The sequence below is a fragment of the Mesorhizobium sp. BR115XR7A genome, assembly GCF_020165315.1.
In the GTDB taxonomy this organism is placed as follows: Bacteria; Pseudomonadota; Alphaproteobacteria; order Rhizobiales; family Rhizobiaceae; genus Mesorhizobium; species Mesorhizobium australicum.
In genome coordinates this window covers 104,917-120,662 of sequence record NZ_JAIUHW010000017.1, presented here as the reverse complement: position 1 = coordinate 120,662, position 15,746 = coordinate 104,917, and the positions used below count along the sequence as shown (strand labels likewise).

Genomic DNA, 15,746 nt, shown 5'->3' with positions numbered 1-15,746 from the left:
TTCAGTCTCGCCGTTGCCAAGACCCTCGTTTGAACGACGTCGCTTGACGTTCCGGCACGCTTCGGAAACAAGGTCGGCGATATCAGGCGAAAGCTGCTTCGAGGGGGACGGGACGTTGAGTTTTTCGGGACTTATGCAGCTCGGTTTTTCGACGGTGATCTTCCTGCTGGCGGCGACCGCCGCCAAGCAATGGGGGCTGGCGCCCAGCCTGGGCAAGATCCTGCTGACGCTGGCGCTCTATTCGCTGGGCAATCTGATCATGCTGCGGTTGATCCGCGAGTTCGGCATGTCGGTATCGTTCAGCCTCTCGGCGGTGATCCAGCTGGTTTCGGTCAATGTCGTTGCGCTGGTGTTCTTCGGCGAGCGCGTCAACGCGCTGCAGGCGGCCGGCATCGCGCTGGCAATCGCGGCCGTGGCGCTGATCACGCTTGGGCCCTATCTGCAAGGGCGGATGTGACGGTGCCGATGAAGAACGCCGCGAAAGCTCTGCTCAATCGGGTCGAATTCCCGGTGCTGCTGGCCGGCCTGGTCATCGCCGGTGGGCTGTGGGCGTTCGAGGAATTGATGGAGGTGGCACGGGCCACCACGCCACACGCCTTCGATACCGAAATCCTGCTTGCATTCCGCCAGGCCGGTCAGCCGACGATCCCGATCGGTCCGCCATGGCTGGAAGGCGCGATGCGCGACATCACCAGCCTCGGCAGCTCCAGTGTTCTGGTGCTGATCACGGCGGCGACGATCATCTATCTGCTGTTGATCCGCCGCCCGGCGACGGCGCTTCTCATGTTCGTTGCCGTGGCGGGCGGCCAGGTGCTGTCGAGCCTGCTGAAGGCCGGCGTCGACCGGCCGCGCCCGGAACTGGTTTCGCATCTTGTCAACGAGACGTCGCTTTCCTTCCCGAGCGGCCATGCCATGCTGTCGGCGGTGACCTACCTCACGCTCGGTTCGCTGGCGGCGCGCTTCCTGCCGGGCCGGACAACCAAGGTCTACGTGCTGTTCCTGGCGGTGCTGACGACAGTGCTGGTCGGCGTCAGCCGCATCTATCTCGGCGTCCACTGGCCGTCGGATGTGCTGGCGGGCTGGTGTGCCGGCTTCGCCTGGGCGATGCTATGCTGGTTGGTGGCGAGGCTTCTGCAACGGCGCAAGGCGGTGAGCGAGGAGCCTGACTGAGTCAGATCAACCTGTTGATGAGGTGCCCTCCGCAGCCCGTCAGTACCAGAACCGTCGACAGCAAGCCTGCCGATATTACCATGGTCTTGAAAACGTTCACCCGCGTACCCCCTGCCTCTGATGCATGCCACCCTACCTGAAATCCCTGGCAGGTATCGAGGAAAATGGGCATCAGGTGGCAGTGGTTACGTCTAAAACCGATATGATGATGCTTGAAACATGATAATGATGGTATTATACGTTACGCCAGCAGGCTCAGACGGGGATTCCGGCCGATGATCACTGCCGCGCAGATGCGCGCCGCAAGGGCGCTGGCCGGCATCGACCAGAGGACGCTCGCCGAGCGCGCCGGCGTCTCGCTTCCCACCATCCAGCGCATGGAGGCGAGCGGCGGCGTGGTCAGGGGCGTGGTCGATACGCTGATGAAGGTCATCCAGGCTCTCGACGAAGCAGGGGTGGAACTGATCGGCGAGAACCAGGCCAGCGAGCGCGGCGGCAGGGGCGTGCGCCTCAAGCCCGCCATGCCGCCGGAACCCAAGGCCGAGCCGGAATAAGTCGCGACGGCGACCGCCGACAGTCCTGCCGACGATCCCGCCGCTTTTGCAGGGGCAGTCCATGGATCAATCGCGTCAGGCAGTGCATCAGGCGGTGAAGCCGACATTCTCCGAGCTGTTCACGCCGAAGCTGGTGACGGTCTGGCGGGAGGGCTACCGGCTGCCGCATTTCAAGGCGGATGTCATCGCCGGGCTGACTGTCGCCATCGTCGCGCTGCCGCTGTCGATGGCGATCGCGATCGCTTCGGGCGTGACGCCGGAGCGTGGCCTCTACACTTCCATCGTCGGCGGCTTCATCATCTCGGCCTTGGGCGGCAGCCGCTTCCAGATCGGCGGCCCGGCCGGCGCCTTCATCGTGCTGGTGGCGGCGACGGTGGCGCGCGTCGGCCTCGACGGCCTGCTGCTGGCAACGATGATGGCCGGTGTGTTCCTCATTGCCATCGGCTATCTCCGGCTCGGCACCTACATCAAGTTCATTCCCTATCCGGTCACCGTCGGCTTCACCGCCGGCATTGCCGTCATCATCTTCTCCGGCCAGATCGTCGAACTGTTCGGGCTGACCTTGCCGGGAAGGGAGCCCGGACCGTTCGTGCCCAAGCTGATCGCGCTTGGTGAAGCAGCCGGCACGATCAACCTCGCGGCGACCGGCGTGGCGGCGCTGACCATCGCGACCATCGTCTTGCTGAAGCGCTGGCGGCCGAAATGGCCGGCCATGTTGATCGCCATCGGGCTCGCCTCGCTGGTCGTTGCGCTGTTGGCGTTGCCGGCCGAGACGATCGGCACGCGCTATGGCGGCATTCCGCGCAGCCTGCAATGGCCTGGCATGCCACCCGTCAGCTTCGGCAGGATGCTCGACGTCTTGCCGGACGCCATCGCCTTCGCGCTGCTCGGCGCCATCGAATCGCTGCTGTCGGCCGTCGTCGCAGACGGCATGACGGGCCGGCGGCACCGCTCGAATTGCGAGTTGGTGGCGCAGGGCTTCGCCAATGTCGCGTCCGCTTTGTTCGGCGGCATCTGCGCCACCGGCACCATAGCCCGCACCGCCACCAATGTGCGGGCCGGCGCACACGGTCCGGTCTCGGGCATGGTCCATTCGGGAATCCTGCTGGTGCTGATGCTGGTGGCGGCGCCGCTTGCCAGCTACATCCCGCTCGCGGCCCTTGCCGGCGTCCTGGCGGTGGTCTGCTGGAACATGGTCGAGAAACAAGCCTTCGCCACGCTGCTCAGGGCATCGCGCGGCGATGCGCTGGTGCTGATGGCGACCTTCCTCATCGTCGTCTTCCGCGACCTCACCGAAGGCATCGTCGTCGGCTTCGCGCTCGGCTCGATCCTGTTCATCGACCGCATGGCCAAGTCCGTCGCGGTCGAGGCGGACCTGGCGCAGGACGATGTCGCCGACAGCGTCGGCGGCGCCCGCACCTATGATTCCGCCGAGGCAAGCGACGCCGACACCGTCGTCTACCGCATCTCGGGCGCCTTCTTCTTCGGTGCCGCGTCCACTGTCGGCAGCGTGCTCGACCGCATCGCCGACCAGCGCCGCAACTTCGTGCTCGACTGTTCGGCCGTGCCGCTTTTCGATTCGACGGCGGCCAATGTCATCGAAAGCGCGGCCCACAAGGCGGGGCGCGCCGGCGTGCGCTTCATCATTTCGGGCGCCTCGCCGCAGATCCGGCGCATGCTGATCAACCACGGCGTCAAGCCGCCGCTGGTGACCTATGCCGCGTCGATCCGCGAGGCGCGGGGCCAATTGGCGGGGAAACACGAGGGAGCAGCCGTCTCTCAGCGATTGAGCGATGCCGGGCCGCTGACGAACGGACTTTCCCTGACGTAGAACCGCAGCAGCCGGTCGGCGTCCTTCGAAATGCCGATCCTGATCCCCTGTCCGATCGCGCCGGGCTCACATTCATCGTGAGCGAGCCACAGCGGGCCTTCCCGGCACAGGTCGATCCCGTCGAGCGAACGATCGATCCGCAACGCCGCGGCCAGCCTCCCGGGCCCGCGCGCCAGGTCGCGCAGGCGCTCGACGCCTCGGTTCAGCCGCATGATCGCGACGCCTTCCAGCGGTTCCAGCGCCCGGATCAGCACGCCGGTTCCGACCCCTTTCGTCTCGCTCGAGACATTCAGCATGAAGGAGGTGCCATAGGCGAGGTAGACATAGGCGTGCCCGGCTTCGAGAAACAGCGACCGGTTGCGCTGCGTCATCCCTCGAAAGCCGTGCCCGGCCGCATCACCGACGACATAGGCTTCCGTCTCGACGATGCGGCCGCTGACCCTGCCTTCGGGCAAGTCGCGCACCACCAGCTTGCCTAGGAGAAACCGGGCGAGCGCGGCCGTATCGTCCGGGAGCTCTTCTCGCGCGAGCGGACGATGCTTGTCGCTGTGGCTCACGGGATCCATCGGGCCGCTCTGATCTCCCGGTCGTCCATGGCACACCTCCTTGACCATTGCCGTGGAGGGACCGTCCTACCACGCTCCATCCACGGCTGTCAGCGAAGGTCGTGCGGACGCCAGCGCTCATTCGATCTTGAGCGCCGCGACCTCTCCTTCGTTCATCAGCGGCACGTAGAGGATCGACTTGCCGTCGGTGCCGATATCGGCGCTGCCCGGCTTGAAATGCGCCACCGCTTCCGGGGCTGCGCCGGTCCGGTATCGGTAGAGCGTGCCGGTCATGTAGGCCGTCGCATAGATGGTGCCGCCGATGGCGACGACGCCGTCGAGGTCGGCGAAGTTTTGGGCGCCCGCCAGCGGCATCACCGCCTTGCTGGCGATGTCGACCGCCAGCAGCCCGCCCGGCTCGGCCGTGCTGAAGTCGGCCTTGATGCCCTTGCCCCAGGAGGCCACGATCAGCCTCTCGCCATCGGCGAAGACGCCGTTGGGCGAGGCGAGCAGCGGATCCTTGACGAACAGTTCCGGCCTGTCGCCGTCGATGCGGTAGATCGTGTCGGCCAGCATGTCGGTGACGTAGACCTTGCCGGACCGATCCGACGTCATGTCGTTCAGGAAAACGGCATTCGGGACCACGATGCTGGCGATGAGCTTGCCGCTGGCGAGGTCGACGACACGGATTTTGGTGATGTCGGCGACATAGAGCTTGCCGCCCGATATCGCCATGCCCTTGGGCGCGTCCATGCCGTCGGTCCAGTGCTGGCTCACCATCTTGCCATCCATTGACAGCAGGCTGAGATAGCCGTTGCCGTCGGCGTCGCCCGGATTGCCGACGATGTTGGAAACGATGATGCGGCCGTTGGCGGCGTCGAACAGCGCCGATTCAGGCTGTTCGAGGCCCGTTGCGCGCCAGAGCTCGTCGGCCTGGGCGGCCTGGGCGGCGGCAATGCCGATGGAGGCGATGACGGCGGAAGTGACGACAATGTTCATGGCTGCTCTCCTGTGATGTCGGTGAACAGCTAGGATTTTCGATACTTCTCGGGAAGGCGGATTGAAGCTAGTATCGAATATCGATACGAAACCGCCGGCAAGAGGCGCATCCCATGAACGGCCCAATCTTCGAGGCGCTGAAGCGGACACTGAAGGCCAAGGGTGTCACCTATCGTGAGCTCGGCGAACGGATGGGCGTTTCCGAGCCGACGGTGAAGCGCATCTTCCATGAGAAGAACTGCAAGCTCGACCGGCTGGTGGAGATCTGCGCCGCCGCCGGCGTCGAACTGGAAAACGTGCTCGGCTCGATGAACCGCGGGCCGGGGCCGGTCAACCACATCGCGCCCGAGATCGAGCGCCGGCTCGCCGGCCGGCCGGCGCTGCTGTTCGTCTTCGTCATGCTGTCGGAAAAATTCACGCCTGAAGGCATCATGCGCTCGCAAGGCCTGAGTGAGGCCTCGATGTTCCTCTATCTGCGCGACCTCGAGCAACTCGGCCTGATCGGGCTTGGCCGTGGCCTGTCGGCGAAACTGCTGGTCGAAACCCCGATCCAGTGGAATTTCGAGGGGCCGCTCAGGCCGCTGTTCGAGATGACCAACAAGAATTTCATCGGCTGGGCCATCACCCATATCGAGAAGGAGGCGACCTTCGTCAGCTTCTCCAGGCGGATGCGTCCGGAGACGGCGGAGATGGTGCGGCGCGAGGCCGAGGAACTGGCCGACCGGGCGAGACTGCTGGCCCATCACGACCAGCACACCACGCCCGAGGACGGGTTGATCGGCTACAAATGGACCTTTGCCTTTGGCGCCACGCCATTCGAGGCGATCATGCCGATCGGGCCGCATCCACGCGATGCCGGGGCGCGGATGGAGGACCAGCCTTCCCTGGCAAAAGGCCGGCGGCCGCTACCCGCTTAGACCGGCCGAGGTCCGCCGCCCATCAGCCGGCACTGGCGGCAAGATCATCAGCGGACGAGGCGCCGGCGAGATCGTCGCGTGCCTTGCGGGCGAGCTTTTTCGTCGCGTGCCTGGGGCTGTCGCCGAACAGTTCGGCGGCCTCGGCGAGACAGGCTTTCCTGAGGCTCTTTTCCGAGCGCTTCAGCAACTTGCCGAGAAGTTTTGTGTCCTCGGGCGGCCCCAGCGGCTCGCTATCCGCCTCGAGCAACGCGCGCATGACGAACACATCATGCAGTTCACCGAGCCGCTCGCCCAGTTCATCCACGGCCTTGCGCCTCGCCTTGATCGGGGTCGGCCACAGCCTGCCCAGCAGCGACAGGTGCATGCCATGCGTCTTGGCCGCCTTGCGCAGGTCATGGAAATCGTCGGCTTCACCGCGCGTGCCGGCCTTGTCGAGCGCCTTCCTGGCGCGCCGCAAGGCGACGCGGGCGCCTTCGGCAAGCACGTCGGCGGCCTGTTCCGGCTGATCGGGCAAAGCAAGGGTTTCGATGCGCTTCAGGCCGTCTTCGCAGGCGGCGGTGGCCGCCCCGATCGCCGCCTTCAGGCCGGCGCCTTCGTGCAGATCATGCTGGCGTGCGATCAACCTGTCGCGCACGGCATCAAGCCCGCCATCGACGCTTTCCCTGGCGAAGCCCGCCGCCAGCCGATCGATGGTTTCGATCAGGGCCGTGGCTTCACGCGGACCGGCAAGCAGCGCCGCGACATTGCGATAGCACTGGTTTTCCGTAGTGCAGAATGTTTCGTCACCGGAACGAACTAAGCGCAACAAGGCACGCGCGCTTTTCAGCCGCTTGCGGCACTTGTGCAGCCCCTGTTCCGGCCGGGTGTGCGCCGTCTCCAGATGCAGCAGGGCCTTGCCGATCTCCTCGGCAAGGATACGCCTGACCTCGCCGGTCAGCGGCAGGCGCGGATCGATACGAAAGCTCATGCGGCGATCTCCGGTATCCCCCCGAGGGCGAGCGACGCGTTGTAGAATTTCTGCTCGCCGGTCACTTCCCGGCCGAGCCAGTCAGGCAGCATTTCGTCCGGAACCTCTTCCGGCGTCTCGAGCTCGGCCACCACAAGTCCCGCCAGTGCACCGCCAAAGACATCGACTTCATAGAGATAGCCGCGATGCCTAACATGGTGACGTGTCTTCTCGATGACACGTCCGATGGCGAAGTCCAGCATCTCCACCGCCTCCGCCAGCGGGATCGGGTATTCGAATTCGTCGCGCTCGCGCGCGCTGCTGCCGAATTTGAGCGTCAGCCTGGCGGAGGCGCCATCGCTGATGCGGATGCGGACGGTTCGCCCGGGTGCCGTGGCGAGATAGAACTGGAGAATGCGGATATCCGCTTCCGCCAGATCCCGCCATGCGGTGCTGGAGACCAGGAACTTACGCTCGACTTCCTTGCCCATGGCCGCGCACTAAAGCGGTTGCCGCGCGCGATGGCAAGACAGCGCCGCACACAAGTTGACCTTAATCAATCGATTGATTAAGGTCTTTGGCATGATCAAATTGCCAGACGCCAAGAGACCCCGCCGCGAGACCTCCCCGGCAGAGCCGACGCGCGCCGCGCTTGTCCAGGCGGCGTTGAAACTGTTCGGGCGGCAGGGCTTCGACGGCACCTCGACGCGCGAAATTGCCGCCGAGGCGGGGGCCAATATCGGCTCGATCGCCTATCATTTCGGCGGCAAGGAAGGTCTTCGCGCCGCTGCCGCCGACTTCATCGTCGAGACCATCCAGGGCGTCGCAGGGCAGGCACTGGGCGCCGGCGAGGGGCTCGGCCACGGACAGGCGGCGGCAAGCGATCCTGAGGCGGCGCGCGCGCAGCTCTTCACGGCACTCGAGCGGATGGTCGGCTTCATCGTGGCACAGCCGCAGGCCGGAGAGATCGTGCAATTCGTGCTGCGCGAGCTGTCGCATCCGACGGCGGCGCTCGACCGCATCTATGACGGCGTCTTCGAGCCGACGCACCGTCGGCTGTGCCAGATCTGGGAGCAGGCCACCGGCGAGCCGGCCGAGAGCGAACGCACCCGGCTCACCGTGTTCACGTTGATCGGCCAGGTCATCTATTTCCGCATCGGCCGCGAGGCTCTCATGCGCCGCATGGGCTGGCGCGACATCGGCGCCGCCGAGGTCGCCAAGGTGGTGGCGGTCACCACGGACAATCTCGGCGCCATACTGGCCGCCCGGAAGGGGCCAGGGATGAAGGGATAAAACAATGAGCTTTCTGTGTTCGCTGCCGCTCGCCGCGCAGTTGTTCGGTGCCTGCGCGCCGGCGGCACCGCTCGCCGTCGGTTATGTCGAGGGCGATTATGTGCTCCTGGCGCCGATCGAGGTGGCGCAGGTCGAGACGGTGGCGGTGAAGCGCGGCGACCGCGTCACGCCGGGAGCCACCGTGGTGACACTCGAAAATGCCGACGCCAAGATCGCGGTGGCGCAAGCGCAGGCGGCGCTGGCCCAGGCGCAGGCGCAGTATGCCGATCTCCAGGTCGGCAAGCGGCCGGAAGAGATCGCCGTGCTGAAGGCCGAGGTCGACATGACCAAGGCACAGGCCGCCGATGCCAAGCGAAAATTCGACCGCGCCAGCGACCTGTTCAAACGCGGCGCCGGCACGCAGGCTGATTTCGACACGGCTTCCGCGACGCTGGAGACGGCCAATGCGCAGGTCGGCCAGGCGGAGGCCAACCTGGCGGTCGGCGGCCTGCCGGCGCGTGCCGAAACGATCAAGGCCGCCGACAATCAGGTCAAACAGGCGCAGGCGGCACTGGATCAGGCGCAATGGCGGCTCTCCAAACGGGTGTTGGCGGCGCCTTCGCCAGGCCGCGTCAACGACGTCATCCGCAATCCCGGCGACACGGCGGGCCCGACCGCGCCGGTCATCTCGGTGCTTCCCGACGGCGCGGTGAAGCTCAGCGTCTATATTCCGGAAAGCGCGTTCTCCTCGGTCAAGGTCGGCAGCCTGCTCAGCGTCCATTGCGACGGCTGTGGCCCGGAGGTGAAGGCGCGCGTCAGCTATGTCTCGCCCGATCCCGAATTCACCCCGCCGGTGATCTACTCCCTGGAAAACCGGCAGAAGCTGGTCTACCTCGTCGAGGCGCGGCCGGAGGGCGATGCGGGGCCGCTGCAGCCCGGCCAGATCGTCGATGTCGATCTCGCGGATATGGGAAAATGAACGCCATCGACGTTCACGGCCTGGTCAAACGCTTCGGCGACAAGACCGTCGTCGACCATGTGACGATGTCGGTCGCCGAGGGCGAGATCGTCGGCTTCCTCGGCCCCAACGGCTCGGGCAAGACCACCACCATCCGCATCATGTGCGGCCTGCTGACGCCGGACGAGGGCGAAGGCACGGTGCTGGGCTTCAACATCCGCACCGACAGCCTCAGGATCAAGCGCGAAGTCGGCTACATGACGCAGAAATTCTCCTTCTACGAGGATCTGACGATCGGCGAGAACCTCGAATTCGTGGCGCGGCTCTACCGGCTGCGGCCGGTCGAGGACTATGTCTCGCGCACGCTGGAGGAGCTCGGCCTGACGACGCGCCGCAACCAGCTGGCCGGCACCTTGTCCGGCGGCTGGAAGCAGCGCCTCGCGCTGGCCGCCTGCATCATGCACAAGCCGAAACTGCTGCTGCTGGACGAGCCGACGGCCGGCGTCGACCCGAAGGCGCGGCGGGAGTTCTGGGACGAGATCCATCGCCTGGCGAGCGGCGGGCTGACCGTGCTGGTGTCCACTCATTACATGGACGAGGCCGAGCGCTGCCACCGCATCAGCTACATCTCCTATGGCAGGATGCTGGCCACCGGCACCGTCGCCGAGGTGGTGAAGAATGCAGGCCTGACCACCTTCGTGCTGCAAGGTCCAAAGCTCGACGAGGTGGCGCAAGCACTGCAAGGCCGCCCCGGCGTCGACCAGGTGGCGCCGTTCGGCGCGACGCTGCACGTCGTCGGTTCCGACCGCGAGAAGCTCGAGGCCGCGCTTGCCGATGTCGAGAGGGAGCACAAGGGCGTAACGGTGACGCCGGGCGAGACCAGCCTGGAGGATGTTTTCATCCAGTTCATGTCGGGATCGAAGGACAACATGGCATGAACAGCGTCTTTTCCTTCGCCAGGCTCGGCGCACTGCTGATCAAGGAGTTCATCCAGATGCGGCGCGACCGCATCACCTTCGCCATGATGCTGGGCGTGCCGCTGATCCAGCTCGTGCTGTTCGGCTACGCCATCAACAACGACCCGAAAAGCCTGCCGGCGGCCCTGGTGGCGACCAGCAGCGATCCTTATACCCGCGCCATGGTCGCGGCGCTGCAGACCACCGGTTACTACCGCTTCGACCATGTCGCGCAAAGCGCCGAGGAGGCCGAGTTCCTGATGGCGCGCGGCGACGTCGCCTTCGTCGTCACCATCCCGGCCGATTTCGCCCGCCGCGTCGAGCGCGGCGACAAGCCGCAAATCCTGATCGAGGCCGACGCCACCGATCCGGCGGTGGCCAGCGGCGCCATCTCGACGCTCGGCACCATCGCCGGCCAGGCGCTGCTGAGAGCGCAGGGCACGCAGGAAGCCGCGGCGGAAGCCGCCAGGGGGCAGCTCGATCTCGTCGTCCACCGCCGCTACAACCCCGAAGGCATCTCGCAATACAACATCGTGCCCGGCCTGCTCGGCGTCATCCTGCAGATGACCATGGTGATGATGACCTCGATCGCGCTGACGCGCGAGACCGAGCGCGGCACGATGGAAAATCTCCTGGCGATGCCGTCGAGCCCGCTGGAGATCATGATGGGCAAGGTGCTGCCCTACCTGGCGGTCGGCGCCGTGCAAGTGGTGGTGGTGCTGGCCGCGTCGAAGCTTCTGTTCGCCATCCCGTTCACCGGCTCGATGACGCTGCTTCTGTCGGCGGTGCTGGTGTTCGTGCTGTCGCTGGTGCTGCTCGGCTACACGATCTCGACGATCGCACGCACGCAGATGCAGGCGCTTCAGCTCACCTTCTTCTTCTTCCTGCCGTCGATCATGCTGTCGGGCTTCATGTTCCCCTATCGCGGCATGCCGGACTGGGCGCAGACCTTCGGCGAGATCTTCCCGCTGACGCATTTCCTGCGCATCACCCGCGCGGTGATGCTGAAGGGCGCGCAACTGCCGGCGGTGGCGACCGAGATCGGCTGGCTGGCGGTTTTCGTGGCGCTGTTCGCCGGCGTGGCGCTGGTGCGGTTCAGGCGCACGCTGGACTGACGAGAGCTGACCTGTGCCGCCCTACGCCGCCATGATCCCGGCATAGGTGCCGAAATCGACATTGCCGCCGGACAGCACCACGGCGACGCATTTGCCCGACAGCTCGATCTCGCCCGACGACAGCGCCGCCAGCGCGACGCAGCCGCCGGGCTCGACCACCAGCTTGAGATAGGCCATGGCGTCGCGCATCGCCTGCCTGACGGCATCCTCGGAGACGGCGACGGCGCCGGCGAGGTTGCGGCGGTTGATCTCGAAGGTGATCGCGCCCGGCTCGGCGGTGAGGATGGCGTCGCAGATCGAACTGTGGCCAGGCTCGTTCGAAACCCTGGCGCCCGCGGCCAGCGAGCGGCGCGTGTCGTCGAAATGCTCGGGTTCGACAGCCCAGATCGCGGTGCCGGGCGAGGTATCCTTCACGGCGACCGAGATGCCGCTGGTCAGGCCGCCGCCACCACAGGGGATGACGACCGCGTCGAGGCCGACACCCAGAGCCCGCGCCTGCTTGACCAGCTCCAGTCCGATCGTGCCCTGGCCGGCAATGATGGCCGGATCGTCGAAGGGCGGCACCAACGCCATGCCCTTGTCGAGATAGGGGCGCACCACCGTCATGCGGTCGTCCTTGAATCGGTCGAAGGGCACCACCTCGGCGCCCATCCTGCGGACATTGGCGATCTTCATGTCAGGTGCATCCGCCGGCATGGCGATGACCGCCTTGACGCCGAACATGGCGGCGGAAGCCGCCACGCCTTGCGCGTGATTGCCCGAAGAGAAAGCGACGACGCCACGCGAGCGCTCCGCCTCGCTCAGCGTCGACAGCTTGTTGTAGGCACCGCGGAACTTGAACGAGCCGGTGCGCTGCAGCGTCTCCGGCTTGAACAGGATGCGGCCGCCGAAGCGCCTGTTCAGTTCCTGCGATTCGATCAAGGGGGTCTCGACGATCAGGCCCGAGAGGCGCGCTGCGGCGGCATGGATGTCGGCGATGCCGGGAGGGGTGGTCATGGCGGGTCCTGTGGCGATGCGATCCGGCCATGGTGCACGCAAAGGTGCGCGCGATGCCAACGAAAAGATGTGACCGGGACAAAGTTCGCGATTGTGATCAAGACACAAACACATCCTGCGTTGCGGCCGTCACGCCCGCATATCGAAATTCACCCCAGCAATGTCCGCTGCCGCTTGCTGCCGCCCAGCTTGCGCCAATTGTTGAACCGATGCGTGGCGGCGGCAAACGAGATCTTCATCTGCTGGGCGACCGAATAGCGCGACTTGCCCTCGTCGAACATGCGGTAGCAGCACTCGACGCCTTCCTCGGTCAGCTTGCCGTCGGGTGCCTTATTGTGCGGGTTGGCGGGGTCGAATTTCTCGATCTGGTGCTCGACCAGCCCCTTCAGACGCTGCAGGTCGGCCTCGATGCTGGCGATGAGATCGAGGACCGGTTTCGGGTCGTAGGGGTGCGGAGGCTTCTTGGCCGTCATCAGCTCGTTCCTTTTTTGGCTTGGCCCGATATATAGGTAAACATTCGCTGATAATGAAGAGGGATGCCCGGTGCCGGCTCAACTATTCTTGACCGTGGCCAAGCGCACGATTGACCAAGGACGTTGCAAATCATAGTTTAGAACAATTCTAAACTAGGGTGATTTCCTCATGCTTTCCCGTGTTTTCGGCTTCGGCCGCCGCTCCTTCGAATCGCTCTCCGAACAGGAGATCCTGGCGCTGGCCATTTCATCGGAGGAGGATGACGGGCGTATCTACCGAGCCTATGCGGACGGATTGTCCGAGACTTTTCCGCAATCGGCCAAACTCTTCGAGGCCATGGCCGAGGAAGAAGACGGCCATCGCGACTCGCTGATCGAACTCTTCCGCAAGCGTTTCGGCGAGCGCATTCCGCTGATCCGCCGTGAACATGTGAGGGGCTATTTCGAGCGCAAGCCCGACTGGCTGGTGCGGCCGCTCGGCATCGAGGCCGTGCGCCGCCAGGCCGAGGCGATGGAGCGGCAGGCCTACCTGTTCTATGTCGAGGCGGCCAAGCGCACCACCGACGCCTCGACCCGCAAACTGCTCGATGATCTGGCCGCGGCCGAACAGGGCCATGAAAGCTCGGCGCATGCGCTGGAACAGAAACATGTGCCGGGCGAAGTCAAGGTCGAGGAGGCGACCGCCGAGCAGCGCCAGTTCATCCTCACCTATGTGCAGCCGGGCCTGGCCGGGCTGATGGACGGGTCGGTGTCGACGCTGGCGCCGATCTTCGCCGCCGCCTTTGCCACCCATGACACCTGGCAGACGCTTCTGGTCGGTCTCGCCGCCTCGATCGGCGCCGGCATCTCGATGGGTTTCACCGAGGTCGCTTCCGACGACGGCAAGCTGTCGGGCAGGGGTTCGCCGATCAAGCGCGGCCTGACCGTCGGCGTCATGACGACGCTCGGCGGCCTCGGCCACGCGCTGCCCTATCTCATCCCGCATTTCTGGACCGCGACGGCGGTAGCCGCCGTGGTGGTGTTCTTCGAACTGTGGGCCATCGCCTTCGTCCAGAACCGCTACATGCAGACCCCGTTCCTGCGCGCCGCCTTCCAGGTGGTGCTGGGCGGCGCCCTGGTGTTCGCGGCGGGCGTGCTGATCGGGAATGCGTAAACAAAGTGGCGAGGTCAGCGCTGCCCCTCATCGCCCTGCCGGGCACTTCTCCCCGTATAGTGACGGGGAGAAGGAGGCTGGCTGCAGCGCTGGCTCCCAACGCTGGGCGGCGCCAACGTCAGCCCAATAACTCTCACCCATTCACGGCCCGGCTGTCCGCTGGCGCCTCGTCCCTCTCGGCCAGTCCGTAGTCGCGCACCACGTGCGCGATCCGCAATCGATAGCCGGCAAAGATACCGCCGCGCCCGGCCCGCTGCGCCTGCCGGTGCTCTTCGGTGTTGCGCCAGGCCTTCACCGCCTCCTCGTCGCGCCAGAACGACAGCGACAGCACCCGGTTCGGGTCGGCCAGGCTCTGGAAGCGCTCGACGGAGATGAAGCCGTCAATGCCGTCGAGCAGCGGACGCAGGGCGGCGGCTATGCTCAGATAGGCCTCGCGCCGGCCCTGCGCAGGCTGCACCTCGAAGATGACGGCGATCATAGCTTGACCAGCGGCGCATGCGGGCCGGAAGCCAGTTTCAGGAACATGCGGTCCTCCTTGAGGATGAAGCGTTCGCGCTTGGCGAATTCATAGTTTGCCTTGCCGGCGGGGTCTGCGGCAAGCCGGGCGCGGTAGGCTTCGTAGGCGGCGAGGCTTTCGATGTTGTAGGCGGCATAGGCCGTCGTGGCCGAGCCCTCATGCGGCACGAAATAGCCGATCAGATCGGCGCCGCAGCGCGGAATGGCCTGACCCCAGTTGCGGGCATACTCCTCGAAGGCGGCCTTGCCGAACGGGTCGATCTCATAGCGGATGAAGCAGGTGATGGTCATGGTCGGCTCCTTGGTGTTTAGCGGCGACAGTTCGGGCGGCGTCGAAACGTCGTGCCACCCGATCTGCTAGGCAGATGAGTTGGCGATCACACCTGCCAGAAGGATTTCGCGCATTCGCGGCGCACATCCTCCCGTGTCAGGCCGAGGTCACGCAGCAGGTGGTCGTCGATCTCCGAGAGGTCGCGGCGCTGCGCATGGCGGTCATACCAGCGGGCCAGCAACCGTGAGCGGACCCAGGTGACGAACGGGAACTATTGGCGGCGGGGCACCGGTTCGGGGGTGAAAGCGATTCGTGCGGCCATCCTCGTCTCCTTGATCCCGTCGGAGAATAATGGTTATCTGACAAGAATGCTTCGATGAGGATCAAACCATGCGTGAAGGACCCGACATTGCCCGCATCGCCAGCCTGGTCGGCGATCCGGCCCGCGCCAACATGCTGAACGCCCTGATGGGCGGCACGGCATTGACCGCGAGCGAACTGGCGCTGGAGGCCGGCGTGTCGCTGCCGACCGCCTCCTCGCATCTGTCCAAGCTGATGGAGGGCGGGCTGCTGACCTTGGCCAGCCAGGGCCGGCATCGCTATTACGGTCTGGCCGGCCCGCAAGTGGCCGGCATGATCGAGGCCATCACCGGCGTTGCGGAAGCCGTTGGCCCCAAGCGCGTGCGGCCGGGCCCGCGCGACGGCGCGATGCGCGTCGCGCGCGTCTGCTACGATCACCTTGCGGGCGAGCAGGCCGTTGCGATGCTGGACCGCCTTGTGGAGAAAAACATACTGGTCCGCAACGACAAGGAGATCAGGCTCGGGCCGTCCGCCGCATCGCATTTCGCGGCGATCGGCATCGATGTCTACACCGAGCCTCGGCGGCCGGTGTGCCGCGCCTGCCTCGACTGGAGCGTGCGGCGCTCGCACCTCGCCGGGACGCTGGGCGCCGCCATCCTCGACAAGATCCTTGCCGAGAAATGGGCGCGCCGCGAGAAGGACAGCCGCGCGGTGATTTTCTCGCCGCCGGGCAAGCAGGCGTTCGAGAGGGTGTTTTTGGGGTGAGGTCGGCGG

General features: G+C 65.6%; 20 protein-coding genes. 11 read left to right on the top strand and 9 right to left on the bottom strand.

What is annotated here, in order from left to right:
• Positions 1-115: 115 nt before the first annotated feature.
• The 4 genes from LB557_RS28450 (at position 116) to LB557_RS28435 (ending at position 3,555) form a co-directional block, all read left to right on the top strand.
• Positions 116-457, top strand: a complete 342-nt coding sequence (locus tag LB557_RS28450; protein ID WP_224644281.1) for a hypothetical protein — start codon at positions 116-118, stop codon at positions 455-457.
• Between the two features lie 8 nt (positions 458-465).
• Entirely contained in the window at positions 466-1,170 is a 705-nt protein-coding gene (locus tag LB557_RS28445; RefSeq protein WP_224644285.1) for a phosphatase PAP2 family protein, read from the top strand.
• Between the two features lie 275 nt (positions 1,171-1,445).
• Positions 1,446-1,724, top strand: a complete 279-nt coding sequence (locus LB557_RS28440) for a helix-turn-helix domain-containing protein (RefSeq protein WP_023771988.1) — start codon at positions 1,446-1,448, stop codon at positions 1,722-1,724.
• Positions 1,725-1,785: 61 nt separating this feature from the next.
• Complete coding sequence (locus tag LB557_RS28435; protein ID WP_224713139.1) at positions 1,786-3,555, top strand: SulP family inorganic anion transporter; 1,770 nt, start codon at positions 1,786-1,788, stop codon at positions 3,553-3,555.
• Here the strand turns inward: LB557_RS28435 and LB557_RS28430 are convergent.
• On the bottom strand, positions 3,504-4,121 hold the full coding sequence (locus LB557_RS28430) for a DNA-3-methyladenine glycosylase (RefSeq protein WP_224643083.1): 618 nt from the start codon (positions 4,119-4,121) through the stop codon (positions 3,504-3,506). The two genes, LB557_RS28435 and LB557_RS28430, sit on opposite strands and share 52 nt — an antisense overlap.
• Positions 4,122-4,238: 117 nt before the next feature.
• Positions 4,239-5,099, bottom strand: coding sequence for an SMP-30/gluconolactonase/LRE family protein (locus tag LB557_RS28425; protein WP_224643079.1), 861 nt, complete (start codon positions 5,097-5,099; stop codon positions 4,239-4,241).
• A gap of 113 nt (positions 5,100-5,212) precedes the next feature.
• Between LB557_RS28425 and LB557_RS28420 the strand changes: the two genes are divergently transcribed.
• Positions 5,213-6,016, top strand: a complete 804-nt coding sequence (locus LB557_RS28420; protein ID WP_224643078.1) for a helix-turn-helix domain-containing protein — start codon at positions 5,213-5,215, stop codon at positions 6,014-6,016.
• A gap of 22 nt (positions 6,017-6,038) precedes the next feature.
• Here LB557_RS28420 and LB557_RS28415 read toward each other — a convergent pair whose 3' ends face one another.
• Positions 6,039-6,983, bottom strand: a complete 945-nt coding sequence (locus tag LB557_RS28415; RefSeq protein ID WP_015314766.1) for a CHAD domain-containing protein — start codon at positions 6,981-6,983, stop codon at positions 6,039-6,041.
• Entirely contained in the window at positions 6,980-7,453 is a 474-nt protein-coding gene (locus tag LB557_RS28410; RefSeq protein ID WP_224643077.1) for a CYTH domain-containing protein, read from the bottom strand. The genes LB557_RS28415 and LB557_RS28410 overlap by 4 nt, the downstream gene beginning before the upstream one ends.
• Positions 7,454-7,544: 91 nt before the next feature.
• On the opposite strand from LB557_RS28410, the gene LB557_RS28405 reads away from it, so the two are divergent.
• Genes LB557_RS28405 through LB557_RS28390 form a run of 4 tightly spaced genes read left to right on the top strand, consistent with a single transcriptional unit; the run spans position 7,545 to position 11,263 of the window.
• Positions 7,545-8,255 carry a CerR family C-terminal domain-containing protein gene (locus tag LB557_RS28405; RefSeq protein WP_224643076.1) on the top strand — a complete coding sequence of 237 codons (711 nt, stop codon included), beginning with the start codon at positions 7,545-7,547 and terminating at the stop codon, positions 8,253-8,255.
• Between the two features lie 4 nt (positions 8,256-8,259).
• A complete protein-coding gene (locus LB557_RS28400; protein WP_015314769.1) occupies positions 8,260-9,213 on the top strand; it encodes an HlyD family secretion protein in 954 nt (317 codons plus the stop codon).
• Positions 9,210-10,130, top strand: a complete 921-nt coding sequence (locus tag LB557_RS28395; RefSeq protein ID WP_140618109.1) for an ABC transporter ATP-binding protein — start codon at positions 9,210-9,212, stop codon at positions 10,128-10,130. The genes LB557_RS28400 and LB557_RS28395 overlap by 4 nt, the downstream gene beginning before the upstream one ends.
• Entirely contained in the window at positions 10,127-11,263 is a 1,137-nt protein-coding gene (locus LB557_RS28390; RefSeq protein ID WP_224643075.1) for an ABC transporter permease, read from the top strand. Before LB557_RS28395 ends, LB557_RS28390 begins: the two co-directional genes overlap by 4 nt.
• Positions 11,264-11,284: 21 nt before the next feature.
• On the opposite strand, the gene LB557_RS28385 is transcribed toward LB557_RS28390, so the two are convergent.
• Both LB557_RS28385 and LB557_RS28380 read right to left on the bottom strand, forming a co-directional pair.
• A complete protein-coding gene (locus LB557_RS28385) occupies positions 11,285-12,259 on the bottom strand; it encodes a threonine/serine dehydratase (RefSeq protein WP_140712065.1) in 975 nt (324 codons plus the stop codon).
• A gap of 149 nt (positions 12,260-12,408) precedes the next feature.
• Positions 12,409-12,732, bottom strand: a complete 324-nt coding sequence (locus LB557_RS28380) for a hypothetical protein (protein ID WP_224643074.1) — start codon at positions 12,730-12,732, stop codon at positions 12,409-12,411.
• Between the two features lie 169 nt (positions 12,733-12,901).
• Here LB557_RS28380 and mbfA point away from each other — a divergent pair, with 169 nt between their 5' ends.
• Positions 12,902-13,885 (top strand): iron exporter MbfA, encoded by a 984-nt coding sequence (gene mbfA / locus LB557_RS28375; RefSeq protein ID WP_140618116.1) that lies wholly within the window; start codon positions 12,902-12,904, stop codon positions 13,883-13,885.
• A gap of 133 nt (positions 13,886-14,018) precedes the next feature.
• Here mbfA and LB557_RS28370 read toward each other — a convergent pair whose 3' ends face one another.
• The 3 genes from LB557_RS28370 to LB557_RS28355 all read right to left on the bottom strand — a co-directional run bounded on the left by LB557_RS28370 (position 14,019) and on the right by LB557_RS28355 (position 14,913).
• A complete protein-coding gene (locus LB557_RS28370) occupies positions 14,019-14,363 on the bottom strand; it encodes an antibiotic biosynthesis monooxygenase family protein (RefSeq protein WP_224643073.1) in 345 nt (114 codons plus the stop codon).
• Positions 14,360-14,692 carry an NIPSNAP family protein gene (locus tag LB557_RS28365; protein WP_140660347.1) on the bottom strand — a complete coding sequence of 111 codons (333 nt, stop codon included), beginning with the start codon at positions 14,690-14,692 and terminating at the stop codon, positions 14,360-14,362. Before LB557_RS28365 ends, LB557_RS28370 begins: the two co-directional genes overlap by 4 nt.
• An 86-nt stretch (positions 14,693-14,778) precedes the next feature.
• Positions 14,779-14,913, bottom strand: coding sequence for a DUF1127 domain-containing protein (locus LB557_RS28355; protein WP_224643071.1), 135 nt, complete (start codon positions 14,911-14,913; stop codon positions 14,779-14,781).
• A gap of 149 nt (positions 14,914-15,062) precedes the next feature.
• On the opposite strand from LB557_RS28355, the gene LB557_RS28350 reads away from it, so the two are divergent.
• Positions 15,063-15,737 carry an ArsR/SmtB family transcription factor gene (locus LB557_RS28350; RefSeq protein WP_224643070.1) on the top strand — a complete coding sequence of 225 codons (675 nt, stop codon included), beginning with the start codon at positions 15,063-15,065 and terminating at the stop codon, positions 15,735-15,737.
• Positions 15,738-15,746 lie beyond the last annotated feature (9 nt).